Source organism: Sphingobium sp. TB-6 (assembly GCF_012927365.1).
Taxonomy (GTDB): domain Bacteria; phylum Pseudomonadota; class Alphaproteobacteria; order Sphingomonadales; family Sphingomonadaceae; genus Sphingobium.
This window is the reverse complement of record NZ_JABBGL010000028.1, coordinates 13,294-36,945: the sequence shown is the minus strand read 5'-3', so window position 1 is coordinate 36,945 and position 23,652 is coordinate 13,294. Positions and strand designations below refer to the sequence as shown.

21 protein-coding genes and 4 pseudogenes are annotated in these 23,652 nt (G+C 60.6%); 11 read left to right on the top strand and 14 right to left on the bottom strand.

Annotated elements, in window-relative coordinates:
* Positions 1–13: 13 nt before the first annotated feature.
* On the top strand, positions 14–157 hold the full coding sequence (locus HHL26_RS22540; protein WP_169576778.1) for a hypothetical protein: 144 nt from the start codon (positions 14–16) through the stop codon (positions 155–157).
* 248 nt (positions 158–405) lie between these two features.
* On the opposite strand, the gene HHL26_RS22535 is transcribed toward HHL26_RS22540, so the two are convergent.
* From HHL26_RS22535 to HHL26_RS22510, 6 genes are all read right to left on the bottom strand, one after another.
* Entirely contained in the window at positions 406–2,082 is a 1,677-nt protein-coding gene (locus tag HHL26_RS22535; protein WP_169576777.1) for an AMP-binding protein, read from the bottom strand.
* Entirely contained in the window at positions 2,015–2,389 is a 375-nt protein-coding gene (locus HHL26_RS22530) for a hypothetical protein (RefSeq protein ID WP_169576776.1), read from the bottom strand. Before HHL26_RS22530 ends, HHL26_RS22535 begins: the two co-directional genes overlap by 68 nt.
* On the bottom strand, positions 2,386–3,558 hold the full coding sequence (locus HHL26_RS22525; protein ID WP_169576775.1) for a thiolase family protein: 1,173 nt from the start codon (positions 3,556–3,558) through the stop codon (positions 2,386–2,388). Before HHL26_RS22525 ends, HHL26_RS22530 begins: the two co-directional genes overlap by 4 nt.
* Positions 3,559–3,565: 7 nt before the next feature.
* Complete coding sequence (locus tag HHL26_RS22520) at positions 3,566–4,060, bottom strand: aromatic-ring-hydroxylating dioxygenase subunit beta (protein ID WP_119749862.1); 495 nt, start codon at positions 4,058–4,060, stop codon at positions 3,566–3,568.
* A gap of 91 nt (positions 4,061–4,151) precedes the next feature.
* On the bottom strand, positions 4,152–5,444 hold the full coding sequence (locus HHL26_RS22515) for an aromatic ring-hydroxylating dioxygenase subunit alpha (RefSeq protein WP_169576774.1): 1,293 nt from the start codon (positions 5,442–5,444) through the stop codon (positions 4,152–4,154).
* A 68-nt stretch (positions 5,445–5,512) separates the two neighbouring features.
* Entirely contained in the window at positions 5,513–6,187 is a 675-nt protein-coding gene (locus HHL26_RS22510) for a TetR/AcrR family transcriptional regulator (protein ID WP_169576773.1), read from the bottom strand.
* A gap of 316 nt (positions 6,188–6,503) precedes the next feature.
* Here HHL26_RS22510 and HHL26_RS22505 point away from each other — a divergent pair.
* Positions 6,504–7,788 (top strand): annotated as a pseudogene (locus HHL26_RS22505) (IS1380 family transposase).
* 342 nt (positions 7,789–8,130) lie between these two features.
* Entirely contained in the window at positions 8,131–9,105 is a 975-nt protein-coding gene (locus tag HHL26_RS22500) for an alpha/beta hydrolase (protein ID WP_169576772.1), read from the top strand.
* 429 nt (positions 9,106–9,534) lie between these two features.
* Here HHL26_RS22500 and HHL26_RS22495 read toward each other — a convergent pair whose 3' ends face one another.
* From HHL26_RS22495 to traA, 5 genes and pseudogenes are all read right to left on the bottom strand, one after another.
* Positions 9,535–9,822 (bottom strand): WGR domain-containing protein, encoded by a 288-nt coding sequence (locus tag HHL26_RS22495; RefSeq protein ID WP_169576771.1) that lies wholly within the window; start codon positions 9,820–9,822, stop codon positions 9,535–9,537.
* Between the two features lie 116 nt (positions 9,823–9,938).
* Positions 9,939–10,210 (bottom strand): annotated as a pseudogene (locus HHL26_RS24650) (BrnA antitoxin family protein); the annotation flags it as partial.
* Positions 10,210–10,398 (bottom strand): hypothetical protein, encoded by a 189-nt coding sequence (locus HHL26_RS22485; protein WP_240962561.1) that lies wholly within the window; start codon positions 10,396–10,398, stop codon positions 10,210–10,212. The gene HHL26_RS22485 and the pseudogene HHL26_RS24650, both read right to left, overlap by 1 nt.
* 47 nt (positions 10,399–10,445) lie before the next feature.
* A complete protein-coding gene (locus tag HHL26_RS22480; protein WP_206377588.1) occupies positions 10,446–11,150 on the bottom strand; it encodes a DUF6118 family protein in 705 nt (234 codons plus the stop codon).
* A 9-nt stretch (positions 11,151–11,159) separates the two neighbouring features.
* Positions 11,160–14,081, bottom strand: coding sequence for a Ti-type conjugative transfer relaxase TraA (gene traA / locus HHL26_RS22475; RefSeq protein ID WP_169576769.1), 2,922 nt, complete (start codon positions 14,079–14,081; stop codon positions 11,160–11,162).
* Between the two features lie 174 nt (positions 14,082–14,255).
* Here traA and HHL26_RS22470 point away from each other — a divergent pair, with 174 nt between their 5' ends.
* From HHL26_RS22470 to HHL26_RS22455, 4 genes and pseudogenes are all read left to right on the top strand, one after another.
* Positions 14,256–14,564 carry a conjugal transfer protein TraD gene (locus HHL26_RS22470; RefSeq protein ID WP_169576783.1) on the top strand — a complete coding sequence of 103 codons (309 nt, stop codon included), beginning with the start codon at positions 14,256–14,258 and terminating at the stop codon, positions 14,562–14,564.
* A gap of 37 nt (positions 14,565–14,601) precedes the next feature.
* Positions 14,602–14,820, top strand: a complete 219-nt coding sequence (locus HHL26_RS24400) for a conjugal transfer protein TraD (RefSeq protein WP_169576768.1) — start codon at positions 14,602–14,604, stop codon at positions 14,818–14,820.
* A gap of 19 nt (positions 14,821–14,839) precedes the next feature.
* Positions 14,840–15,055, top strand: a pseudogene (locus HHL26_RS22460) (type IV secretory system conjugative DNA transfer family protein); the annotation flags it as partial.
* Between the two features lie 638 nt (positions 15,056–15,693).
* On the top strand, positions 15,694–16,605 hold the full coding sequence (locus HHL26_RS22455; RefSeq protein WP_239019064.1) for a replication initiation protein: 912 nt from the start codon (positions 15,694–15,696) through the stop codon (positions 16,603–16,605).
* A 66-nt stretch (positions 16,606–16,671) separates the two neighbouring features.
* Here the strand turns inward: HHL26_RS22455 and HHL26_RS22450 are convergent, their stop codons facing one another.
* From HHL26_RS22450 to HHL26_RS22440, 3 genes and pseudogenes are all read right to left on the bottom strand, one after another.
* Complete coding sequence (locus HHL26_RS22450) at positions 16,672–16,938, bottom strand: hypothetical protein (protein ID WP_119749876.1); 267 nt, start codon at positions 16,936–16,938, stop codon at positions 16,672–16,674.
* Positions 16,939–16,963: 25 nt separating this feature from the next.
* Positions 16,964–17,599 carry an AAA family ATPase gene (locus HHL26_RS22445; RefSeq protein ID WP_169576767.1) on the bottom strand — a complete coding sequence of 212 codons (636 nt, stop codon included), beginning with the start codon at positions 17,597–17,599 and terminating at the stop codon, positions 16,964–16,966.
* Positions 17,600–17,679: 80 nt separating this feature from the next.
* Positions 17,680–18,308 (bottom strand): annotated as a pseudogene (locus tag HHL26_RS22440) (transcription elongation protein SprT).
* A gap of 472 nt (positions 18,309–18,780) precedes the next feature.
* Between HHL26_RS22440 and HHL26_RS22435 the strand changes: the two are divergent.
* From HHL26_RS22435 to HHL26_RS22420, 4 genes are all read left to right on the top strand, one after another.
* A complete protein-coding gene (locus HHL26_RS22435; RefSeq protein WP_169576766.1) occupies positions 18,781–19,062 on the top strand; it encodes a type II toxin-antitoxin system ParD family antitoxin in 282 nt (93 codons plus the stop codon).
* Positions 19,059–19,355: a type II toxin-antitoxin system RelE/ParE family toxin gene (locus tag HHL26_RS22430; protein ID WP_169576765.1), complete on the top strand. Its 297-nt coding sequence runs from the start codon at positions 19,059–19,061 to the stop codon at positions 19,353–19,355. The genes HHL26_RS22435 and HHL26_RS22430 overlap by 4 nt, the downstream gene beginning before the upstream one ends.
* 315 nt (positions 19,356–19,670) lie before the next feature.
* On the top strand, positions 19,671–21,359 hold the full coding sequence (locus HHL26_RS22425) for an FAD-dependent oxidoreductase (RefSeq protein WP_169576764.1): 1,689 nt from the start codon (positions 19,671–19,673) through the stop codon (positions 21,357–21,359).
* Positions 21,360–21,388: 29 nt separating this feature from the next.
* Positions 21,389–23,581, top strand: coding sequence for a TonB-dependent receptor (locus HHL26_RS22420; protein WP_169576763.1), 2,193 nt, complete (start codon positions 21,389–21,391; stop codon positions 23,579–23,581).
* The last annotated feature ends 71 nt before the right edge of the window (positions 23,582–23,652 follow it).

Sequence of the window (23,652 nt, the reverse complement as noted above, 5' to 3'; positions counted from 1 at the left end):
TGCTCCCGATGAGTTGCTCGCGCATGTCGCGCCGCTTGGCTGGCGGCACATCAGCCTGACCGGCGACTATCTCTGGCAGAACACCGGCCTCGGCGTTGATGATGACGGGTTCAGGCCGCTCAACCTCGGTCTCGAACGCATCGCCAAAGTGGCGTGAGACGCCGAGGCTATCCCAACACCGACCGTGTCCTCAATTGTTCAGCTTACCGCTGTCCGTGTGACAAACCTTGAAGTGCCCCCTATGCCTATGATCGACAGCCGATATCGCCCGACTCTTCCGCGTCCATCGCGCCACGATCAGTCGCATCGTCAGCAACGTTGCCGTCAAAGACACCGTACCGATCCCGTAGCATTCCACCTTCGTTCTACGAGTTGGCCGCTTTTCAAGCTATGAGGTCACTGGGCCTATTTGTGCCAGGGGAAAAGCTCAGGCTGAGCGGCCAACGATTGGCGGACCTGCGCCTTCTGCATTTTTCCAGTTACGGTGCGAGGTAGCGCTTCGCTAACGAAATGGAAATGCTTGGGCACCTGGATGTGGTTGAGCCGTTCGCGGCAAAAGTCGCGCAAGGCATCAACATTGGCGGTCTCGCCCTCGCGCAAGCGCACCACCGCCACTACCGCCTCGCCCCACACTGGATGCGCGATGCCTACGACGCAGCTTTCGGCAATCGCACCATGCTCGTCGAGCGCCGCTTCGACCACCACAGGATAGACGTTGATGCCACCGCTGATGATCATGAATTTGCGGCGATCGAGCAGATAGAGATAACCTTCATCGTCGAGCTGGCCTACGTCGTTGGTGCGCATCCAGCCGTCGATGAGCACATCGGCGGTTTCGTCCGGCAGATTTAGATAGCACAGCATGTTGGCTTCGCTGCGCAGCCACACTTCGCCAGCTTGCCCTACTGGCAGGTCGTGGCCTTGCTCGTCACGAATGGCGATGTCGAACAGGGGCGAGATCTGACCGACCGAGTTCAGCAATTCTGGCCTGTCGGCGACGCCGCGGCGGATATCGCCCGGCAGCAGGAACGAAATTCCGCCCCAGGTAGTCTCTGTCATGGCATAGCAATTGAGCAATTCGCAACCGAACACCTCGTGCGCGTAGCGGATCATTTCAGGGGTGGAGGGCGACGATCCGAACGCGATCAGGCGCAGCGCGGACAGGTCCTGTTCGCCCTTGCGATGCTCCTCAATCGCCCAGCCGAGCATTGTCGGTGCGAGCAGGGCAATAGTCGCGCGGTGCTTCGCGAGATCGGGCAGCAATTTGGGCAGTTCGAACAGGCCGCCCTCAGGCAGGATGGTGGTCATGCCGTTGGCCAGGCCAAGCATGCCGAGCACGATCGCCACCCAGGCATTCGAGGTCGCGTGGTAGAATTTGTCCTCGCGATTGAAGCCGAACTGGGTGACGGCATGGGTTATCGAGCTGACGAGCCCTTGTTGGGTGAGCACCACCCCCTTGGGCAGACCAGTGGTACCTGACGTGTAGGAATAGAATGCCGGATGCTCGGGATCTATATCCGGATAATCGGGCTGCTCGGTCGCTTGGGCGATCATCGTTTCGAGGTCGAACGAAAGATCGTGCTTGCCGCCGAAACCTATCAGGTGGAGACCTTCGGTGCCGCCTGCATCACGCAATTTTTCGAGCAACGGCATGCAATCGACGTGGACTGCAAGCGATGTGAGGCGCGCATCCCGGATGACATGGATCAACTCGCGCACCGCGAGACGTCGGTTGATGCCGACGCGGATCGCACCGATCTTGAGGCAACCAAAGAAATGCTCATAGACTTCGACGAACTCGCCAGCCAGCATGCCCACCGCATCGCCCTTGCGCGTGCCCAGCGCCTGAAGCGCGGCAGCGATCCGGTCCGAACGTGCGTCCATCTCGCCCCAGCTGCGCGAAACGTCACCCGCGACATAGGCAGGGTGCCGGGGATAATGGTGGCCGCAGCGTGCGATCTGGTCGCGCGGCAACCGGTAATCACCGGGGGCGGCAGGGCCAGAGGGGCCAAACCTAGGCTGCGACCGACCGGAAGTGGAATCCGCCATTTTCGAACTGCGCGGCGACTGGTTGTCCGCCATATGCACTCTCCCAAAAGCCAATGTATGGGGCCAATAAATGTGGCCCTTCTTCTAGTTTGACCGACGCTATCAGAAACGGCGCTGGTAGTTCCAGAGTATAGGAGACGCTCATCTCAACAACGCAGCGAAGCTCTGCCTTGCCCGATGCTTTGCGCCAGCGGATCTCCGGTGATCCGCAGACAGTGCAATACCGCGCGCTGTAGTCGAGCACGGTCTCGCAGGCGCTGCAGGACATCACCATCAGCTCGCCACGCGCTAAGCCGACGCGGAAGCTATCGGGTTCATCGGTTGCGATCGGGTTGCTCATGTCAGGCTCGCGTGCGGGCTGAGGATCAATGCGCCATGATGTTCCTGGCGGCCGCCGAGGCCGGTTGCCAGCACTACATCATTGGTGACCTGGCGTTGTCCGCCTTCACCGCGGGTCTGGATTACCGCTTCGCAGATCGAAGTCGCGCCCTGCAGGTAGAAGCCTGACAGCATGCCGCCGCCGGTGTTGACCGGAAGCGTGCCGCCGGGCGCGATATTGCCTGCGGAAACGAAACCCGCTCCCTCGCCGCGCTTGCAGAAGCCATAATTTTCAAGCGCGACGATACCAGCGCAGGAGAACGGCGCATAGAATTGCGCGCTTGAGACGTCGACCGGGCCAATACCTGCCATCGCATAAGCGATCCTGCCCGCCATCGCGGCACCATTGTCGAACTCCGGCTCATGTTCGCTGAACGCGGGGCAGCCGGAATGTCCTTGGCCCATGCCGTGGATATAAACCGGCGGGCGCGCCACAGCGGCGACTTCTACCTTGCCGACGATGAACGCGACCGCGCCGTTGACCGGATAGGCACAGTCAAGCATTCGCAGCGGCCGGGCGATCGGGCGTGACGCGAGATAGTCGTCCATCGACAGCGGCTTTTTCAGGAAAGCGCGCGGATTGAGCATTGCCCATTGGCGCTCCGCGATTGCCCAATTACCGAAATCCTCTGGCGTGGCACCGTAAAGCGCCATGTAACGGGCGGCGACTAACGCGAAGGCGGGTGCCGCGCCGAGGAAGCCGATCTCGCTTTCCCAATCCTCTATCCCGGTAATCGGCAGCGCGATGGCGAAGGTTTTCCCGGCATTGACGTTGGCCGTGATCGGCGCATCGGCAAACACGCAGGCGACACGCTCAGCCATGCCCGCCTGTATCGCGAGCGCCGCATATTGGATCATCTGGACAACCGAACTGCCCTCACCCTCGATTGAGGCAAGCAGGCGCAAGTCGCCCAAGCCGAGATCGCGCCTGACGCTGAGCGGCAAGGTCTCAAACGGCTCAATCGGGCTGCGGTTCAGCAACAGCCCGTCAATCGACGATAATGGCAGGCCACCGTCAGCCGCCGCGTCACGCACCGCATCACAAGCTAGGCGGCGCACGCTCGAACCGGGTTTGCGTGACAAGGCACTGAAACCAAGGCCGGTGATCGCTGCGATGGGATGGCCGGTCATGTTCAGCTCAGATGATGAACGGCAGGCCCGGAAGCGCGTCCGAGGCAGAGACAAGATACACGCCCTTGAAGCACATCTTCAGACCATCGCCGTGTCGACGCAGCCGATATTCGACCCGGGCCGGCCAAGTAGCCAGTTCGCGGGTCGACTGGATGCGGTATTCGTAGAGGATTTGGGTGCAAAATACCGTGTAGGTGTCGGCGCTGGTAGCCTCGATCAGAAAATTGGTCTGCGTGCGGACCATCGGTGAAGCCGGCACCTGGGAATGTCGCTTGCCAGTATTCAGCTGGCGAATCCGGGTCGCGACCCGCTGGCGATTGTCGAAAATAATCGATATCTTGTCACCCGGCGGCAGAATAGCACCTTCGGCGGTTGGCACCCAGTAGACCATGTCGTCATCGACCAGAGCTTCCCAATCGCTGTAACGCGACTCGTCAGCAAATCGAGCTTCAAGCGCCAGAAATTCCTCGATCTCCAGACGCTCTTCAACCGACACGTTCATTCAGCCCTCCTTAAATTGTTCTTTTCGGCAATCCAGCAAGCTGACTGTTCCAAACGGCCAGGTTGCTGGATCAGACCAACGTTATCTAAAGTCAGGCAGCCTTGACGATACGCTCAGGCTTGCGAGCGGGGGCCATGACGGTGCGATAGTGATGCCAGAAACCGCGATTGGTCAGTTCGTCGGTCAGATGACCAACCATCACACCGTCCTCCTCATGTTCACGTTCCATGCCGCGGCTGAGGTCTAGCCAGCCGCCGGACTGGCCGAAAGCTTCCTGCGCGCGCTCCGCGATCACTGCATCGTCGGCAAGCAAGAATGCTGCCGGACCCATCGCCCCTTCGGACTGCCGTTTGAAGCGGTCATTGACGCCCTGTTCGACGTTTTCGAGCTGCATCGGAGTGTGCCAATGGATGCATTCGGTCGGGCTGATTGGCTCGAACATGCCAATATTCCCCTCAGCGAGAAACAGGTTCGGAAAGATGCAGGCGTGGGGTGGCCCCATCGTCATCCGTTTGCGCGCGCCCTCATCGCCATAGGACTTGACCATGTTGGCGACATATTCTGGATAACGCTTCTCGTCGCAGCCGAACCATCCGAGCACGGACTTATAGGCCTTGCTGAAGTCGATCTCGGTGTGACCCATGCCCCAGTAGCGCGCCTCCGAGACAAGATCCTCCTCGCTCTGGAGGAGGGCAGCTTCGTCATAGCGGGTGCGGATCGCCTCCGCGAACGAGGGGTGGACGAAACTGACATGATAGCCGTCAACGTCATTTTCCGGGAGCATTTTCCAGTTCGATTTGAAACGATGCTGAACCCAGCCGCCGTCGAGCTTGAGCTTGCCGGTCGGTGACATCTCGCAGGCGCGGTCAATCAGCGCCGCCGACTTGCCGAGATGCTCCATCAGAGGCATGACGTTCTCGTTGAAACTGGCAAAATAGAAGCCACGGTACTGGTCGATCCGGGCCAGCTTAGTAAGACCGAGCCCTTTGCGGTCGGCGGTGAGGCCTGCCGGATAGGGGACATCTACCAGATCACCCTGCAGATCGTAGGCCCATCCGTGATATTTGCAGACGATCGCCCGTGTCGAACCCCTGTCCTCAGCGCACAACAGGTTGCCACGATGTGCGCAGCGATTGACGAACACGTTGATCCGCTCGTCGGCGGCGCGAATGACCACGACCGGGTCGCCCGCGATGCGGCGCCGAACGAAATCGCCACGATTGGGAATTTCCGATTCGTGAGCCACATAAACCCAGCCTTCGCGGAAGATGCGCTGCATCTCGTCCTTGAACACGGCCTCGCTCGTGTAGAGCGATCCATGGATGCGGTCCTCCTGAATCAAGGCGCTATAATCCACATGAGCCTCATTCGAACTGGTATTCATTTCTTGAAACGACATCATCCGTCTCCGTTATCCAGCCTACAATTAATAGCTATCTTAGTGCTGATCAATCAATCAGTCAAGGAATTGCCAGACAAGAATGCTGCTCGGGAGACTTCAGTTTCCCTACGCAAGAGCGAACGAAAAGTGTCTACGGTTTGGTTGAGGGTCGCCGCGCAAATCTGCTCAGCCAACAAGGTGCGAGAGTGTTGGTCAGGCAAGTTTGCCCAGGCGGTGGTCCAGTTGAGTGCTGGCAGCAATAAATGCCGCACCGTCGCCGGGTCCGCCTTGATATGACCGTCCTGTGCCAGAGCGAAAAGCAGATTATCGAGCAACTCGCGATATTGCTCGGCCAACGGACGCAGACGCACCCGTGCTTCTTTAGGTAACCGATCCCATTCACGCAGCCATACATGGTGTACGTGACGAAGATCGCCGTGAACGACGCCTATATGAGCGGTGACCAATGCAAGGAAGCGGGCCAGTGATCCAGAATCGGCACGGCGCAGCGCCTCGGTCATGAGTTGGAAGCCGTCATCGACCCCCTTTTTGATCACTGCCTCAAGCAGATCGTCCTTCGTTTTAAAATGGTAGAACATCGTGCCGGATGTAAGGTTGATCGCTTGGGCGATATCGCGAACAGACGTCCGGTCATATCCTTTCTCCGCGATGAGGCGAGAGGCAGCATCGATGAACTCGGCGATACGCGATTTATCATTAGTGGTACGCATTGGATCAGGTGACATTCGCAAAGCTTTCTAAGAGACGTTCGAGCACATAGAGTCTCGTAACATTGCAGGCATCTTCGAGACAACATGTGGACCCCAGCCTCCTGAGCACAGCATAAGCGGGTTACGAAGCGATGCCAGACAAGCTTTACGCGGCGCTGGGTGGCTGCGAATCAAGACTTTTCTCCGATCTAGCGCGTATAATTCATCGGGGGTTGGCGGATGTAGCGTAAGCATCTGATTTAACGTATTATTTGGTTGTCTAATCCGATCAACGTCATTTCAAGAAAGCTACACCCGCCATGGACGATCCTACGCTGCCTCGGGCAAGCGGTTGGACGTCAGATTTGACGGCGGTCTGCTATCGTCAGACGGCGGGATTTTGCTGTTGCGCGAGGTGGAGCAGCGCCTTGGCGTTGCGGATCGCATGGCGGCCTGCATCAAAGATCCCCGCGCGCCGGATCTGATCACCCACAGCCTTACCGACATTATCCGCTTCCGGCTGATGATGATTGCGGCGGGTTACGAGGATGGCAATGACGCCTCCAGTCTGCGCGTCGACCCGATGTTCAAGCTGGCCCTTGATCTGGCACCTTCGGATCGCGCGCTATGTTCGCAGCCGACGATCTCGCGACTGGAAACCTGTCTGATACGCGTGCGTTGCTGGGCATGGGCCGGGCGATGGTTGATCTGTATTGCGATTCCTTCCGCACCGTGCCCAAGCGTATTGTCCTCGACATTGATGACACATTCGATGCCGTGCATGGCGGCCAGCAGTTGCGATTATTCAATGCCCATCATGACGAATATGGCTTCCAACCCATCGTCGTGTTCGATGGCGAGGGCCGCTTCATCACTGCCGTGCTACGCCCGGCCAAACGACCCGGCGGCAAGGAAATCAGGGCTTTCCTGCGCCGCCTGATGCGTGCGATCCGCGCCAACTGGCCAAGAACGCAGATCATGCTGCGCGGCGACAGTCATTATTGCTGTCCCGAGGTCATCGACTGGTGCCGGGCGGGCGGACACGACTTCATCCTGGGCGTCGCGCCGACCTCGACATTGCGCCGCCATGTCACCGATCTCGAAACCAGCACCAAAGCGCGCTTCGAGGCCGCAACCGACGATGGTAAGGTGCGCCGCTTCAAGGCATTCCACGACGGCGCTAAAAGCTGGAGCCGCGTCGAGCGGATCATCGCCCGCGTCGAAGTCGGCGATCAGGGGGCCGACACCCGCTTCGTCGTCACCAATCTCAAAAAGGGCTCGCCCCGCTGGCTCTACGAGCAGGTCTATTGCCGGCGAGGGCAGGCGGAAAATCACATCAAGTCGTGGAAAACCCATCTCGCCGCAGACCGTACATCCTGCACAAAGGCCACGGCCAACCAGTTGCGGCTGTTCCTTCATGCCGGTGCCTACTGGCTTATGTGGGGTCTGCGCACCGCCATGCCGAAACGCTCAATATGGCGCACTGTCCAGTTCGATACCTTGCGCCTGCGCCTCATCAAGATCGCTGCCCGTGTCGTCGAAATGAAGACCTTGATCCGCGTCCAATGGCCCACCGCCTGTCCCAACCAGCAGATCGTCGGGTCGCCCTCGATCGTATCCCTCGCCTCGTTACCTGAACAACGGGCCTGGCCCCAAAAACCAAACCCGTCCCTTCAACCCGCAAGCCTCAACATACCCGACCTTCGGCTCATCCCCGGGAGTGATGCACCGCGCCTGCCTCCAACCAAAAACCGAAATCCTGACGCCCGATCAACAACGCGATGAACTATACGGGCTAGGTTCGGCCGGACGGCCACGAAAGCTGGCCGACGACCGCACCGATCAAGCATCCGCGCTTGCACCACTACAATCTCGCCGCATAATATACCCTTGAGAAGGCCCACACTTCGCTTCTACGGCGCAAGCCATATCCAATGGTTCGAATGCCGCCAATTTCCGGATGAGGAATGAGCTTTGCAATGAATGACATGGCGATAATCAATGACGTGCCGACGGACATCGATCCTCTTTGGGCTGGCGATGGTTCGCAACTGCCCGAATGGTTCGTATCGGCACTAAGAGTACCGCGCGAAGAGGGTTATGTGGAGATCGATGGCGCCAGGGCGCACTATTTCCGCTGGGGCGACCGTGACAAGCCAAAGGTGTTGATGACGCACGGCCTTCTTGCCCATTCACGTTGCTTTGCCTTCATTGCACCATTTCTTGCCGAAGATTACGACGTGGTAGCGTTCGATCTTGCCGGCATGGGCGACAGCGACATGCGCGGGCAAGCGGACACCGCAGCAAGAGGGCGTGAGTTCCGCGAGATTGCCCAGGCCCTAGGCATGTTTGCCGATGGCCAAAGGCCGACGATCATCGCGCACAGTTTCGGTGCGAGCGTCGCGTTGACTGCTGTTACTGAGGCGCCCGATGCATTTGGTGGTGTGGTGGTTTGCGATCTCATAACCATGCGGCCCGAAGTCCTCGAGCAATATTGGAAACTCAGCCACTTTGCGCCTGGATCCGGCGACCCAGATAAACCTAACAAACGCTATACCAGCTATGAAGCGGCGCGCGCGCGATACATCCTGTCGCCCCCACAGCCGGTCGGTCAGCCATTTCTGCTGGAGTATATGGCTTATCATTCCATGCGACGCGAAGGCGAGGATTGGTCTTGGAAATTCTCACCCGAGGTCTTCCGGCGGAACAGCGACCCCGACGAATGGCTCGCCATTGGCCAACGCCTGGTGCAGGCACCGGGCCGCAAAGCAATTGTGCACGGCGGCAAAAGTCAGCTTTTCACACGGGACTCCGTCGAATACGTCCGTGAACTGGGCGGATACGACATTGTGATGATCGCCGTACCGGAAGCACGCCACCATCTGATGCTCGATCAGCCCTTGGCCTTTGTAACAGCGCTTCGGAGCATTTTATCTATTTGGGAGATGGGGTAATGATTTCCTTGGGGCGTCACGCTGATAATCAAAAGCGCCCTCCGGCGCTCGGATCGCTTTGCGGATGACCTTTCGCGACACATGCAGATCCCGTGCGATCGCCTTGATCGCCTTATTCGCGGATGCTTGGGCGTTATCCCTTGATCCTTTCGCGCTGTTTGATGATGGCTGGAGCCCTGCCGAGGTCGGCGTCGGCGGATATCTCTCGTGGTAGCGCTGGTGGTGCTGCACCTCCTTGGCATGCATGTAACGGGCCCTGATCGGACGAATGTAGCTGGCCCAGTTCCGCTCGCGCATGTGAAGGCCATAAACACATGTCGGCCACTGCTGGCACGACCGATCGCCAGAAGCGCATCTCTGCCGTAGAATGGGCAACATCCGGCCCTATGGATGACGTACCGGCGAACACGCTTTCGATTTCCGCCAGCGTCACACCATGCCGCTGGCATTTGGCCTTGACCGATATGGTACGCCGATCCGCTTGTGCGCCGTGTCACGGCGACGCAAGGTCGCGACGATATGGCGATCTGCCGCCGCGCGATCGGCAAAAGCATGCCGCTGTGCCTGACCCAAGGCGCCGATCCGGCCCCAGCGGGTTTCCACGACGATCATGCCGAACAGGTCGAAGCTGGCGGTGATGCTGTAACGCCGCCAGATATTGCGCGCGGGATCGAGCGCTACCAGCTCGATCGGATCAGGGAGAATGGCACCATTCATGGCGCAAGCCTACAGAATGGGCCAGTCAAAGTCCGATGACTTATTTGAATCACCGGCACGACATTGAGTCACCAAACCGATGATTATAGCCCTGCCATGCTCGACTGGATCGCAACCTATCGGGAAGCATGCTCTCCCTTCACAGCCGACAACATTTCACGGCGTAGGATCGCATTGATCCGCGCCTGGTAGCCCTTTCCCTGGGACTTGAACCAGGCCAGCACATCGGCATCTACGCGTGCTGTGATCTGCTGCTTGATCGGCTTGTAAAACCGCCCGCGCTCGGCCGTCTGCCAGAAACTCTCCGCCACAGGGGAATGTCGCTATAGTCGATCTCGCTGTCCGGCTTCGCCTGCAAGGCCGCCAGCTCGGCCTTCTGCGCGTCGGTCAGGGCGGCAGATTGGCCGGATCGACCGCAAAGCGCACAATATCAGCGTCCTTCTTCATAACGTCGCCTTTCCTTCCGGTCGGCCGTCGAGCCGAAATGATATGGATGACCTCGACCGGCTGTCCCGCCTCATCGTCCTCCGCCACGGTATGCGCTACCAGCAGCAGCAGATGCCTGTCATCGCCCAAATATGACTACAGTTTTATAATTATACAAGTCGGCGGCAAGCCCGCGCCTATTCCGCAGGCTTGACCGTGATCGTACAGCGGGCGGTCTTTTTCGCCTTGGCGGCGGCTTCGCGGCAGGTTTCGATTGTCTCGCGATTATGTTTGACCAGGTTCGCCGCCGCGACGATCGCCTCCCAGCTTGGCGGTGACGCGCGCGTCATCAGATAGGCGCCGGCATCCCACGGGGTCGGTTCGTTGACGATACGGGCGGCCATGCGCTCAGGCCACAGCCAGTGTGCCGGCGCGAGGCGCGCGATCGGTCCCGCCATCAGCGCACAGAGCGCCAGCCCTGCCACCAGGCTGCTGGCGGCGGCGATAGACAGCCACTGATTTTGCTCGTCTTTCCGCCGCGCGGACGCGACCATGTCCTGCAAGTCGTGGGTGGCCGCTGCCATCGTCGATTTCGCCGATTGGACCTGATGCTGTAATTCGCGGGTCGCATCGGCGACAGAAGCGTTTAAACGGCTTCCCATATTTTCCGGGGTGAGGGTCATGGCGGGACTTTTCCGAACCGCGTCGATCTGCCGCACCAACAGGCCCAGCACCTTTTCGGTGCGCTCGAGCGTCGGCTCATAGTCGGGAATATCGATAGCCTCGCGCGCGGCGGTCATCCCCTCAACCGCATGGCGCAACAGCGCCACCTCGCCGCGCAACCGCTCGAACGCCAGCGCCGGATCGTCGCCGGCACCGGCCTCGTCGCGATACTCGTCCATCATCCTCTCCTACCGGCTGAGGCCGCGATCACGGCCGATCCCAAGCTCGTGCGCCAACTGGCGGCCAAGCTCGCCGCCGCCCATGACGCGCGCGCGGTTCATGCCGATCTCAAGCCCCAGCTCACGGGTGCGTCCGCGCAGGATCGATTCCACCTGGGGGTCGCGTTCAAGGCTTTTCGCCATGCCGGCCATTTCCTTGCCCGCCTTCTCGCGGCCCGCCATGTCGTCGGCGCGATAGAGCCGTTCGCGATCCTGGGAGAGCTGTCGCCAGCGCTCCACGAACCGATCCGCGCGCAAGGCAGGATCGGCACGCATGCGCGCTTCCTGCGCCATCGCGTCGAGCAGCGGGCCGCTGCGCCCCGCCGCCGCTTCGCGCAGCAAGGCGGGATCGCGCTGCATCGCCGCCGACAGGTCGCGCGCGGCTCCCGGCCTGATCCTGTCGAGCGCCTGGGTCGCGCGCTCGAGCGCGACCTTCTGATGCTCCAGCACCGGCCTGCCCGATGCACGCGCCTGCAACACCGCCTCGGCTGAACGCGACGTGCGCTCAAGCGCCCGCGCGAACGCACGATCCTCAACCCGATCGGCATGCGCGGGCGGTCGTTCCGTGCCCTTCGCCGGCTCGGTCGGCAGTTTCAACCCGTCGAACATGCCACGCCGCGGCGCGCGGAGCGTTTCGCCCAAGCGGATCTCGCCCGCCAGGCCGCGCCGATCGGCAAAGGCGCGGGCCTCGGCGTCGCGGTCCCGAACGTAATAATCCGACGCCATATCCTTGGCCCGCTCGCGTCCCAGCGTGCGGACGAGCTTCGTTTGATCGGCGAAGTCGTCACGGCCGTAATGGAGCTGCACCCCACCACGATGCCGCGACAACCCGACATAGGCGGCGTGGCGGTCCATCCCCGGTGTCGCCAGCACATGCGCCCGATCGACCGTTACACCTTGCGATTTGTGAATGGTAGCGGCATAGCCATGATCGACATGGGCATAGTCTTTCAGGTCGAACGCGACGTTGTGCCCGTCATCGAGCCGCACCGCCATATGATCGGGTGATACGCGCTCGACCTTCCCCAGCGTACCGTTTTTCACACCTAGCCCGCGCTCGTTCTTGAGGAACATGATGCGGTCGCCGCTCGCGAACGCGCGCAATCCCCGCTCGGCCGACACGCGCACGTCCTCACCCAGCTCCCCGCTGGCCCGCATCCGATCGCGCGCGGCCAGGTTCAGGTCGCGGACCTCGGCAGTGGTGTGGGTGAGGATGATCCGGGTCTGATCGGGGTCGGCGCTGCGCTGCGCGTCCCAGCGGTCCACAAGGTCAGCGCGCGCGATCTCGCGCGTCTCGGCCACCTGCACCATGCCATGGGCTTCATAGGCATGGACCGCCTCGCCGGTACGGCCCGTCGCCAGCGCCCGGGTCGCGTCGCGCTGCCAGTCCTCATGTTGCCGGCGTATCGTGGTGATCTCGGCCGCACCGTGGCGCTCGGCGAGCGCGCGGAACGCCGCACCAGCCTCGATCGCCTGCAACTGCTCGGGATCGCCGACCAGCACAACCTTCGCCCCCGCCTGTTCGGCGCGCGACAACACCCGCTCCATCTGCCGCGTACCGATCATGCCCGCTTCGTCGATCACCAGCACGTCACGCGGCCCCGGCAGCTCGCGGCCCTGTTCCCACTGATACTCAAGGCTGGCGATCGTCCGCGAGGGGATAGCAGAGCCGCCTTCCAGATTCTCCGCCGCGATTCCCGACAACGCCGCACCGCGCACGATGTAACCGGCGCGCTCCCATTCGTCGCGGGCGACGCCCAGCATGGCCGACTTGCCGGTGCCGGCATAGCCGATGACGATTGAAAGCCCTCTGTCACCAGCTATATGGTCCAGTGCGGCCTGCTGCTCTGCCCCGAGCACGAGGCCCCCACTCCCGGCGGCGCGCCCCTTGCCAGGGGTCGCCGCCGGGAGACCATGCCCCGTCCTGTCAGCAAGCCGATCGGCGGCACGTTCAAGCCTTTGCTCGGTCTCGATCATGTCGCGCGAAGTGAACCGATCCTCGCCGCGCCCGTCCTTCCCCAATGCGACCAGCTCGGAGCTGGCGCGTACCGCCCCCATCACCTGGTCGAACTGGTCCTTGCCGTCGCTGTGCCGGAACGCGAACTGCGCCAGGTCGCGCCGCGTGAACGTGGCCTGTTGGCGCGTGATCGCGTCGAGCGCGATCTCTGGCCTGGCGATGATCTTCTCGCCATTCTCGCGCGCAATCCGGGCATGGTCCTCAACCCGCTCGGCATCCTCGCCCCGACCGAACCGGCGCGATCCTGCCGGCCCGATCTTGTGCTGCGGCTCAAGGTCGATGCCCTGCGCCTCCAACGTGCGATGATCGATATGTGCATCGATATCCAGTTCGGCCAGGCGCGCGTTGACATGATCGGCCCACGCGACTCGCCATTCCTGCAACAACGCGTTGCTGTTCCAGTCGCGCACCTTCTGGCCGAACCCTTGCGCGCCAACCTCGCGCATCGACAGCATGACATGCGCGTGCGGCTTGGGTTCGCCGTCCTTGCCCCTGTCCCAATGCACATTGAGGTCCGCGACCATGCCGCGTTCGACTAACTGCTTTTCGACGAAATCGCGGGCGAGCTGCACGCCCTGAGCCGTGTTCATTTCGCGCGGAATCGCGAACTCAACCTCACGGGCAAGCTGCGCGTCCTTGCGCCTCTCCTCCGCCTCGACCTCGTTCCACAAGGTCGAACGATCGTTTAAGCGCTCCGGCGCGCCCTCCGGCAACATCACTTCCGAATGGACGACGCCCGCCTTGTTGCTAAAATCGTGATCGCGTCCAAGCCGGTCATCGTGCAACTCGGACGCTGAACGGTAGGCGGCCGACGCAACCGCGCTCGATCCGTTCGCGCGGCTGATGACCTTGGCTGAGAAATGGTAGATCGCCATGATGGCTTCTATACTGCCTTGTCAAGCGCATGTCGGCAACGACGTATAAGCGCGCACTCAAACTCTCTGCCGTTCGCATGATTGACTTCGCCCGCATTTTCTGATCCGTCCTGTTTTGTCGCACGCATGCTGTGCTACGCTGCGGCTTCTGCTGTAGGCGCGAGGGAGAAGATGATGCGCAAGGTGCGCGACTATGGCGCGGAGCTGAAAGCGCTCGGCGACAAGGCCAGGACGTTGAAGGCCAGGAAGATACAGCAGCTCGGCGAACTCGTCGCGTCCACAGGGGCCGATGCGCTCGATCCCGATGTGCTGGCCGGTGCGCTGCTCCACATCGTTGCGCAAGCGCAGGTTGAGGGAAACCGGGAGGCGTGGCGCTCCGATGGCGCTGTCTTCTTTCAGCGACGCGGGCGTAAGGCTGGTAAAGGCGATGCAGGCAACGGCCAGGGCGCAGACGAAACTGGCTCAGGCGGTTCACAGGGCTGAGGCCGGACAGCGCCGCACCGATACGAGGGGATGGGTCGTGCAACGCCGGGAACGCGCCCGCCATTTGATCCAGCTGGGCGGCCTCGTCCACAAAGCCGGCCTCGTCGATCTCACCGACGACGATCGCGCCACCCTCTACGGCGCGATGCTCGAACTGGCAGCGAAAGCGCGCGACGACGGCGATGCGCTCGTGCTCTGGAAACGGCGCGGCAAACGCGCCTTCGACACGGAAGCGCAAGGGAGTGAAACAGCATGACCAGGCTCGATGTCGAAGCTACGGCGGCCCCGCCGGCGACGACACCCACGGCTCGGGCCGCTTCGCCAGCGATCGCGAGACACGGCCATTCGTCCAGGGCGGCGACGGCCTGCTGATCGGCCGTGATCGCAAGTCAGGCAAGCCGCTGCGCACCGGCAAGGGCGTGGGCACGATCATACCCAATCCGCTCGCCCGTATCGACCCTGTCGGCCTCGATCTCGCCGACGATGCCATGTGAAGCGCCCGCAAATCGCGCCTGTGCAACGTTTCCGTTTCCCTTGCCCTCTCAATCGGATCGCCATCCTATCCGCCTGGCTTTTCTGGAAAGCCAATTTGCGACGGTGCCGCTGGCGCTGTGGGCGCAGCGTTTAAATGATTCTAGTAAAACAAATAACGTACCGGCGTAGCCGGCTCATCATTGGGATGCCGGGTCGGAGGATCGCTTTAGCGATCTGGGGCGGCCGATGGCCGCGAGCCGGCGGGGGCGAAGCCCCCCAAGAGGCGGTGCTTTTCTTCTTTTCGGTGTTGTTGCTGCATCGGACGCAAAGTTATCCACAGGCAGGGCTACCCCAAAACTCACCCTTCGCCTTCTAATTCAATGATTCTTCTTAGATTCAAGATTCAGGGGCCTTCAAACCCGCAGAAAACCTAGGGAAATAACCGTGAAAAGTGAGCGTTGGGGTCGAGTCGCGTGAGTTTTGGGGTAGCCTTCGGTGAGTTTTGGGGCCGGTAAAAGTGAGTTTTGGGGTCGAGTCCGGTGAGCTTTCGGGTAGCCGCCCGATCGACGGTGAGTTTTGGGGTAGCCCCTCACCGTTCGCTCGAACGGCGAGTTTTAGGAATTGCCTGGCTCACCATTGGTGGTAAGGTGAGCGCATGTCCCATGCAACCTCACCTTTGGACGGCGCCAAGGCACAGCTTGCCTTGGTCGATACCCCTGCCCGCACCCTCGCGCAAAAAGGGCGCGGAAACCCGTTCGATCCGGCCAATTATGGGGAAATCGTCAAACCCGGCGAGCTGGTCGATATTGTCGAGCTGACCCCCCTCAACCTCACCGATCGCCGAATCTACAATCTGCTGATCGCCAACGCCTGGGAGCGCATCGGCGAGCCGGTCATCCATCGCATCGCCAAGACCGCGCTCAAGGGCACGCACCAAGGCAATGAGCGCATCGAAAGCTCGCTGCTGCGCCTGATGGGCACCATCGCGATCGTCACCATCCGCAAGGTCGGCAAGAGCTACAAGCGCCGCGTCCAGCTTCTCGGCCCCAGCGATGAAAGCCTCGAAAAGGACGGCTTCCTGCACTACCGCATCCCCGAGGAACTGATCGAGATACTACGCAACAGCGAGGTCTATGCGCGCCTCAAGACTCAAGTGATGTATTGTTTCGAGTCGAAATACGCGCTGTGCCTCTATGAGATGATCGAGCGCCGGATCGGCCTCGAATACAAGCAAAGCGAAGAGTTCACGATCGCGGAGCTGCGCGGACTGCTCAACGTGCCCGAAGGCAAGCTTGAACGCTTCGCCGATCTCAACAAATATTGCCTCAAGGTCGCCCAGGAGGAAATTAACAAGCTCTGCCCTTTCTATGTTGATTTCACGCCGATCAAGAAAGGCCGCAAGGTCGAAAAGGTCGCGATGCTGTGGATGTCCAAAACATCGAGCGGTCGCCGCGACGCGCAAAACCTGATCGATCAGCACAGCATCGTCCGCCGCGCGAAGATGCGCGGCGGTATTCCCGAAATGCCGGTGCTCGTGGACTTCAACCTGCCCGCCGCCGAACGGTGAGCCCCTACCCCAAAACTCACCTTTCGCGCGCCGCGTTACGATCCGCTGCGCTTCACCCCCAGCGCTTCACCCTTCGCCGGCGTCGAGCGCCCTGCTCACGGTGAACTGAATCCACGCGCTGCGGCTGATGCCGCGCCGCTTCGCGGCGCTATCGACCTTCGCCAACAAGGCGCGGTCGAAGCGCAGCATGACCGGCGACTTGCGCGGGCCATCCTCGGCCGCCGTCTCGATCGTCGGCGTCGCGGGTTTGGCGGCCCCGGCAATGAAAGCGTCCGCCGCATCGTCATCGACGGGGGGTTTGGGCTTGCTGTTCGGTTTACGAGCGATAGCCATCGCAGCTCACTCCGCTATCATCATGCTATACAAATACCGCGCCGATCAGCGCGGTCAATTCGTCGATCGCCTTGGCGTCGCGCGGGATTTGCTCGACCACCCCCCTGCCCTCGGCCGCCGCGTTCGGGAACGCCTTGCGGCGCACGATCGAGGTGGGCAGCACCTCGATCCCCTCGATGTCGCCGATCATCTGCAGGGCCGCCTCATTGTCGCCGCCCTGCGGGTCCGCGCCGTTGAGGATCCCGACGGCGCGCAGCCCCTCGTTGATCTCGCGCGCCTCGGCCACCAGCGTCGCCACCTGATCCAGCGCCCACACGTCGAAGCTGCGCGGCTGCACCGGCACCAGCAGCGTGTCGGCCACGGTGAGCGCGGCGCGCAGCGAGCCGGTGTCGCGCCCGCCCACGTCGATGATGATGTCTGCATATTTGGCGGCGAGCTGGCGGACCTGGCTGCGCAGCGCAGCGCCGGTAAGCGCGACGGCGGTATAGCCGGCCTTGCCTAGCCGTTCGGCGCGAAGCTGGGTGAAAGTGAGGGCGGTCCCCTGCTCGTCGCCGTCCACCAGCAGGAGGTCGCGGCCCGCGAGCGCGCGCGCTACCGCAAGGTTGACGGCGAGCGTGGTCTTGCCGACGCCGCCCTTGGTGTTCCCGACTACCAATATCATTCCGCTCTCACTCCGCTGGCAATATAAGCGCGTTATAGCATCGTTTGTAAAGCCAGACGATATACATTTGATGGCGGCGATTATTCGCCGTGCTCGCCCTCGTCGTCTAGCGGCTCATGCTCCATCCGCCCATGATCCTCGATCGGGCAAAGCGGCGCTCCGGCCAGCTCCAGCCATTTGCGCGCGGTCCTGACGGTATAGCCGCACGTCGCGCACGCGCATTTGAGCATCCGGGTTTTCTGCTTCTTGGGCGCGGTCGACTCTCCGACGGTGTTGAGACGGGCATGGGGGAGGGGGCCGACATCAGCGAGGATCGGCGCGACGGCCACAAGGAAGGCATCGCCGGGGGTGGTGGCGCGCATCGGCCCGACAAGGCCCAGCTCCCAGCGCGACCCGTTCAAACGCCTTCCCATGCCCTGCCGGGATACCGACAGCGGCATGGACCAGCTCGTGCGAGGATGGCCGCGATCTGCGCCGGCATGGCGTCGGGCGCGTGGGCGAGGTCCGGGCGGATGAAGATTTCAAAATGCCCGCCCGCGCTGAGCCGGTTGTCCCAGCACTCGCCGATCGCCTTGCCCTTGGCTCCCCTGCTGGTGAAGCCGATCGCCACGCGCACCCGGTCGGGCAGGGGGGCGTCCAGCGCCTCGAACAAGGGGGCCATGCCCAGCGCCACCGCATTGAGCCAGCTTTCGCGGGTTTCGTGGGTCACCGTCTTTACTCGCTTCAAATCGCCTGTTCGGCGATGGCCATGCCATCGGCCGGAACACGGACGCCCAAGAACGCCGGCAGGAGAGGGGGCAGCGGGAATCGACGGGGTGGTGCGGGCGCAGCGAGGCGCAGCCGAGTGAGCCACGGCCCGTCTATTCTCGTTGCGTGGGAGAGGGGGGCGGAACGCTCTCTCCCCACGCAAACGAAGATCCACGTCGGCGCACGCCGGCACGACAGGGCAGGGGCCTTGCCCCTGGCGCACGCGAGGATCGTCACGCGGAGATAGAGCCGTTCCCGAAGGGCCACTCCCAGTATCTCCTTTTAATGTCGGAATGACTGCATATCAGTAGCGGTATGATATGCAGATGATATCCAAAATGATAGCAAAGCAGCATCGACAAGAACGGCGAGAGGGGCATGATTGCATGTCGTGGCAATCTTTGCCATATAGGGGTGATTGGAGGTATCAACCGATGGCTACCATGAATGTTTCCCTGCCCGATCCCCTACGGGACTATGTGCAGAACCGGATCGACAGCGGCCAATATGCCAGCGTCAGCGATTATATGCGCGACCTGATCCGCCGCGATCAGAGCGCGATCGTTGACGAAGAACGCTGGCTGAAGGAACTCGATGCGTCGATTGATGAAAGCCTTCAGGAGATGAAGGCCGGTGGCGGTCATGATCTCGACGAAGTTTGTGACACTCTCATTGCCGATATTCAGAAAACGGCGAGCGGTGAATCGCGTCAATGAAGGTCACGCTGTCCACACGGGCCACGCGCGACCTCGAAGGCATCAGAAGATATATCGAGAAGGACAATCCCGCACGCGCGATCTCATTCGTTGACGATCTGCGCGGCACCGCGAAACGCATAGGCGACATGCCCCGCGCCTTCCCGCTGGTCCCGCGCTATGAACAGCATGGGATCAGGCGTCGTTCCCACAAGGGATATGGAATTCTCTATTCTGTCGAGTCGGATTGCATCTTCGTGCATCGGATCATCGGCCCAGGACAGGATTATGACACCGCCTTGCGACTGAATTGAGGGTGTGAAACGACGGATGCAGGTCTGCACTTGATAGTGGACCGCGCCGACATAAAGATGATGGGTGAAATTGAGTGGTTGGCCCGTAAAATACGAAGCCTCTCATCACTGCCAATAGCACAAGTTGTACATTGGGGTCGACGCAGAAACACCGGATATCGGGGCTATCGACCGCCGCGCTTCATTAGAGATGAAACGCTATTACGAGTGCGAAGCCACTCCCCTTGCACCTCATATGCATAATATATACACAGCGTGCAACGCATTGCCCAAGGAAATAATTGTTCAGAAACGGCGTGAGCGGGGGGATGATCGATGGCGGCGGACGCTCAGACAGTGCAGACTTCAGTGCTCATAGTCGGTGCGGGGCCAGTTGGGATGACACTTGCCCTTGACCTGGCATCGCGCGGGGTGGAGGTGGCCGTAGTCGAAAAGCGCGCGGAGCATGCGCCACCGCGTCAACGGTGCAATCATATCTCCGCGCGCACGCTAGAGATCTTCCGGCGTCTGGGTGTGGCGGCTGAAATTCGCGACGCTGGCCTACCTGCGAACTACCCACAAGATGTCGCTTATGTCACCACGCTAACCGGTCACGAATTGACGCGTATCCGCATCCCCGCGCGCGCGGATCGGTTCGGCAGTGTCGGCTATGCCGATTCAGATTGGCCAACGCCAGAGCCGCCGCACCGTTGTAACCAGATGTACTTCGAACCTATCCTGCAGCGCCACATACAGGCATCTCCGCGTATCCGTATATTCTACGATCACGAGGTCATCGAAACGACGCAGGACGATAGCGGTGTCATAGTGCGGGCGCGCGTTGCGGGCAGCGATAAGGAGTTGCTGTTCCGAGCCGAGTATCTGGTCGGATGCGACGGTGGTGTATCAACCATTCGCAAGGCCATCGGCGCCAGTTTCGAGGGAGCCAGCGTCATTTCGGGCACACGGTCCGTGTTGGTTCGCGCGCCCGCGCTTCTGGGAATGCTGCATAACAAACCAGCTTGGATGACCTGGTTCGTCAACCCGGGCGGGTTCGGGTGTGTGGTTGCAATGAATGGCACGGACCTCTGGGCCTTCCACATCTGGCTGCCGTCCAGGGCGCCGGATTTTGATTCGGTCGACCCGGAAATCGCGATCCGCGCAGCGGTAGGTGGCGATCTTGAATATGACATCATATCTATCGATGACTGGTACGGACGCCGGCTGATCGCGAGCCGATTTCGCGACAGCCGCATTTTCATCGCCGGCGATGCGGCGCACATCTGGATACCCTTTGCCGGCTATGGGATGAACGCCGGGATCGCCGATGCCATGAATCTTTCGTGGCAGCTTGCCGGAGTGATCAATGGGTGGGGCGATCCCGGGCTGCTGCGCGCCTATGAGGTTGAACGCCATCCCGTCACCGATCAGGTATCACGCGTCGTCATGGCGATCGCGCTCAGCAATCTGGACACAGATCTGGTCAAGAATCCTCCAGCGACTTTGATTGAAGATGGACCAGCAGGCGACAGGATCCGCGCCGAAGCCGGACGCTATCTCTATGACGCCAATGTTGGCCAGTTCGCCTGCCTTGGCTTAAATTTCGGCACCTACTATGAAGAATCTCCGGTCATCGCCTATGATGGCGAAGCCGCACCGGCATACGATCTCTTGATCTATCACCCCTCCACCGTTCCCGGATGCCGCACACCGCATCTTTGGCTCGACGGTGGAGTCTCTCTCTATGATCGGATGGGTTCGGAGTTCACGCTATTGCGTTTCGACCCCGCCGTTGACGTGACAGGGCTTAGCCAAGCTGCGGCGCAACGCGGCGTGCCGCTCACCATCTTAGATCTTTCATCGGGCGGTGGGGGCGACATCTATCGTTGCAAACTGGTGCTCTCACGGCCCGATCAGCATATCGCGTGGCGCGGGGATTCCGAACCAGAAAATCCCCTGGAGCTCATTGATTTGGTCAGAGGCGCGCCGCCGGAAACGAGCATTTTATACGAAGCATCAATATAAATACTAATAAGCGATTTGGGGGATTTACAATGTTCAAGAAGATCTTGAGTGCCTTGGCGGTACTTGCCTGCTCCGCAAGCGGAACAGCGTTTGCGCAGGACTCTGGCGCGGACGCTCAATCACCGGACGCCAATCCCAATAGGACCCCCGCTGTTGCTGAGACTAGTGGCGGACTAGAGGATATCGTCGTAACGGCGACCCGCCGTGAAGAGCGGCTTCAAGACGTCCCGGTGGCCGTCACGGCAATCACGAACGCGGCACTCGGTGGCGCGGGAGTCGGCATTCTTCGTGAACTCACCCTCGTTGTCCCAGGCTTTCAGGGAGGGCGGAACTCCGGCGTGAACCAGCCGACGATCCGGGGCGTTGGATCGAGCGGCGTCGGCATGGCTGACGAAGCCAATGTCGCCACCTATATTGACGGCGTTTATCATCCGTTCTCCTTCACCAGCTCGCTTGATCTTGTTGAAATCGAGCGTATCGAGGTTTTGCGTGGTCCGCAGGGGACAGTGTTTGGCCGGAACGCGACAGGCGGCCTTGTAAACGTCATTACGCCCGATCCAAGCTTTACGACGAAAGGTCGCGTCGAGGCGCGCTTCGGTCGCATGCGCAACGATGCCAATGAAATTGACCTACGGACCTACGTGACCGGCGGCCTCAACGACAAGATAGCAATGGATTTTGCTGGCCTCTACCGTGATAATGGCGGCTTCATCACTGATCTCGTCCGCGGGGGCGGATTGGGCGATTCGCGGATGTTCAATGTGCGTAGCAAGCTGCTGTTCGAGCCTAGCGAGACCGCACGCATCATCCTGATGGCCAATTATGTCGATCATGAGAGCAGCGTGAACACGGTTCGGCCTTATGGAAGCAACACTGCGGCCGCGACTATTCCGGGCGTCATCTTGCCGAAGGGCCCGTGGGAGGCGTCGCTGACAGAAGTGCCCATATCCAACTACGAGCAGGTGACAATCAACCTGCACACCGCGTTTGACCTAGGATCTGTCAGCCTCCAGACCACTACTGGCTACATTGACAACAACGGCAAACAATTTACTGATTCCGACGCATCGAACATCCTGTTAGGTCAAATTCCATTTGACACGTCCGGCAAATCCTTCAGTCAGGAAGTACGGCTCCTCTCGACCGGCCGCGGTCGGTTTAAATGGATTGCCGGTCTTTATTTCTTCAAACTCGACGCCGGATTCGAGAATATCCAACTTCAGAACTCTGCCGGTCCCGGGCAACCAGTTACCGTCACGCGGCTCGATCCGAGTTCCAAGGTAAAATCTTACGCAGCTTTTGGAGAAGGCACATACGAGGTCATAGACTCGCTTTTTCTGACAGCTGGTGTGCGTTATACGGAAGAAACGCGAAGATTTACGACACTACGAAACTTGGTTCCCCTGCCGTTCGGTAGAGCGAAAGCTTCATTCAACAAATGGACATATCGCGTCGCGCTACGATATAATTTTGCAGACAGCGCGAATGTCTATGCGAGCTACGGAACGGGCTTCAAGAGTGGCGTCTTTAATGAGCTGGGCGTTCTAGGCACCGCGACGAGACCCGAGACTATCAAGGCGGCCGAAATCGGCCTGAAAGCCGACCCACTGTCTTGGCTGCGTACCAACCTCTCGATCTACCGGTATAAATATAACGATCTACAGGTGCAGGCTCGTGACGCTGCGGGCGTTAGCTACATCTTGCAGAATGCTGCGAACGCAGAGATCTACGGCGGCGAATTGGAAGTCACCGCGGCAGTGACCAAGGATCTCAACCTGCGCGGCGCACTAGTCTACACGCACGCCGAATATACCAGCTTCCCCGCCGCGCAGGGTTTCGTCCCACGGCCTACCGGGGGCAATCAGGTGGTACCTTCGGACGCTTCTGGCAACCATATGATTCGCGCTCCGCGCCATACCATCAACCTTGGGTTTGATTGGGGCCGCGACGTCGGGAGCGGAAGGCTTCAAATCGTTGGCAACCTCTTCCACAGTGCGCGGGTCTATTACGACTTCCTCAATCTCGCGTCACAAAAGCCCTATACGACCTTGAGCGGCGAAATGTCATGGACATCACCTAACGAGGCCTGGCGCTTTTCGATTTGGGCGAAAAATATCACCAATGAGGCTTATGTTCAGACGCTACGTCCAGGCGCACTCGGCACCGACGCAATCTTCGAGCGTCCTCGCCAGGTGGGCCTTGGTGCGGCTTATCGCTTTTGAAAGCGGCGGCAGCGCGCCTTGACAGTTAGCGATGCGAGCATCCCACATAGACGAGTGGCAATAAAAATCTG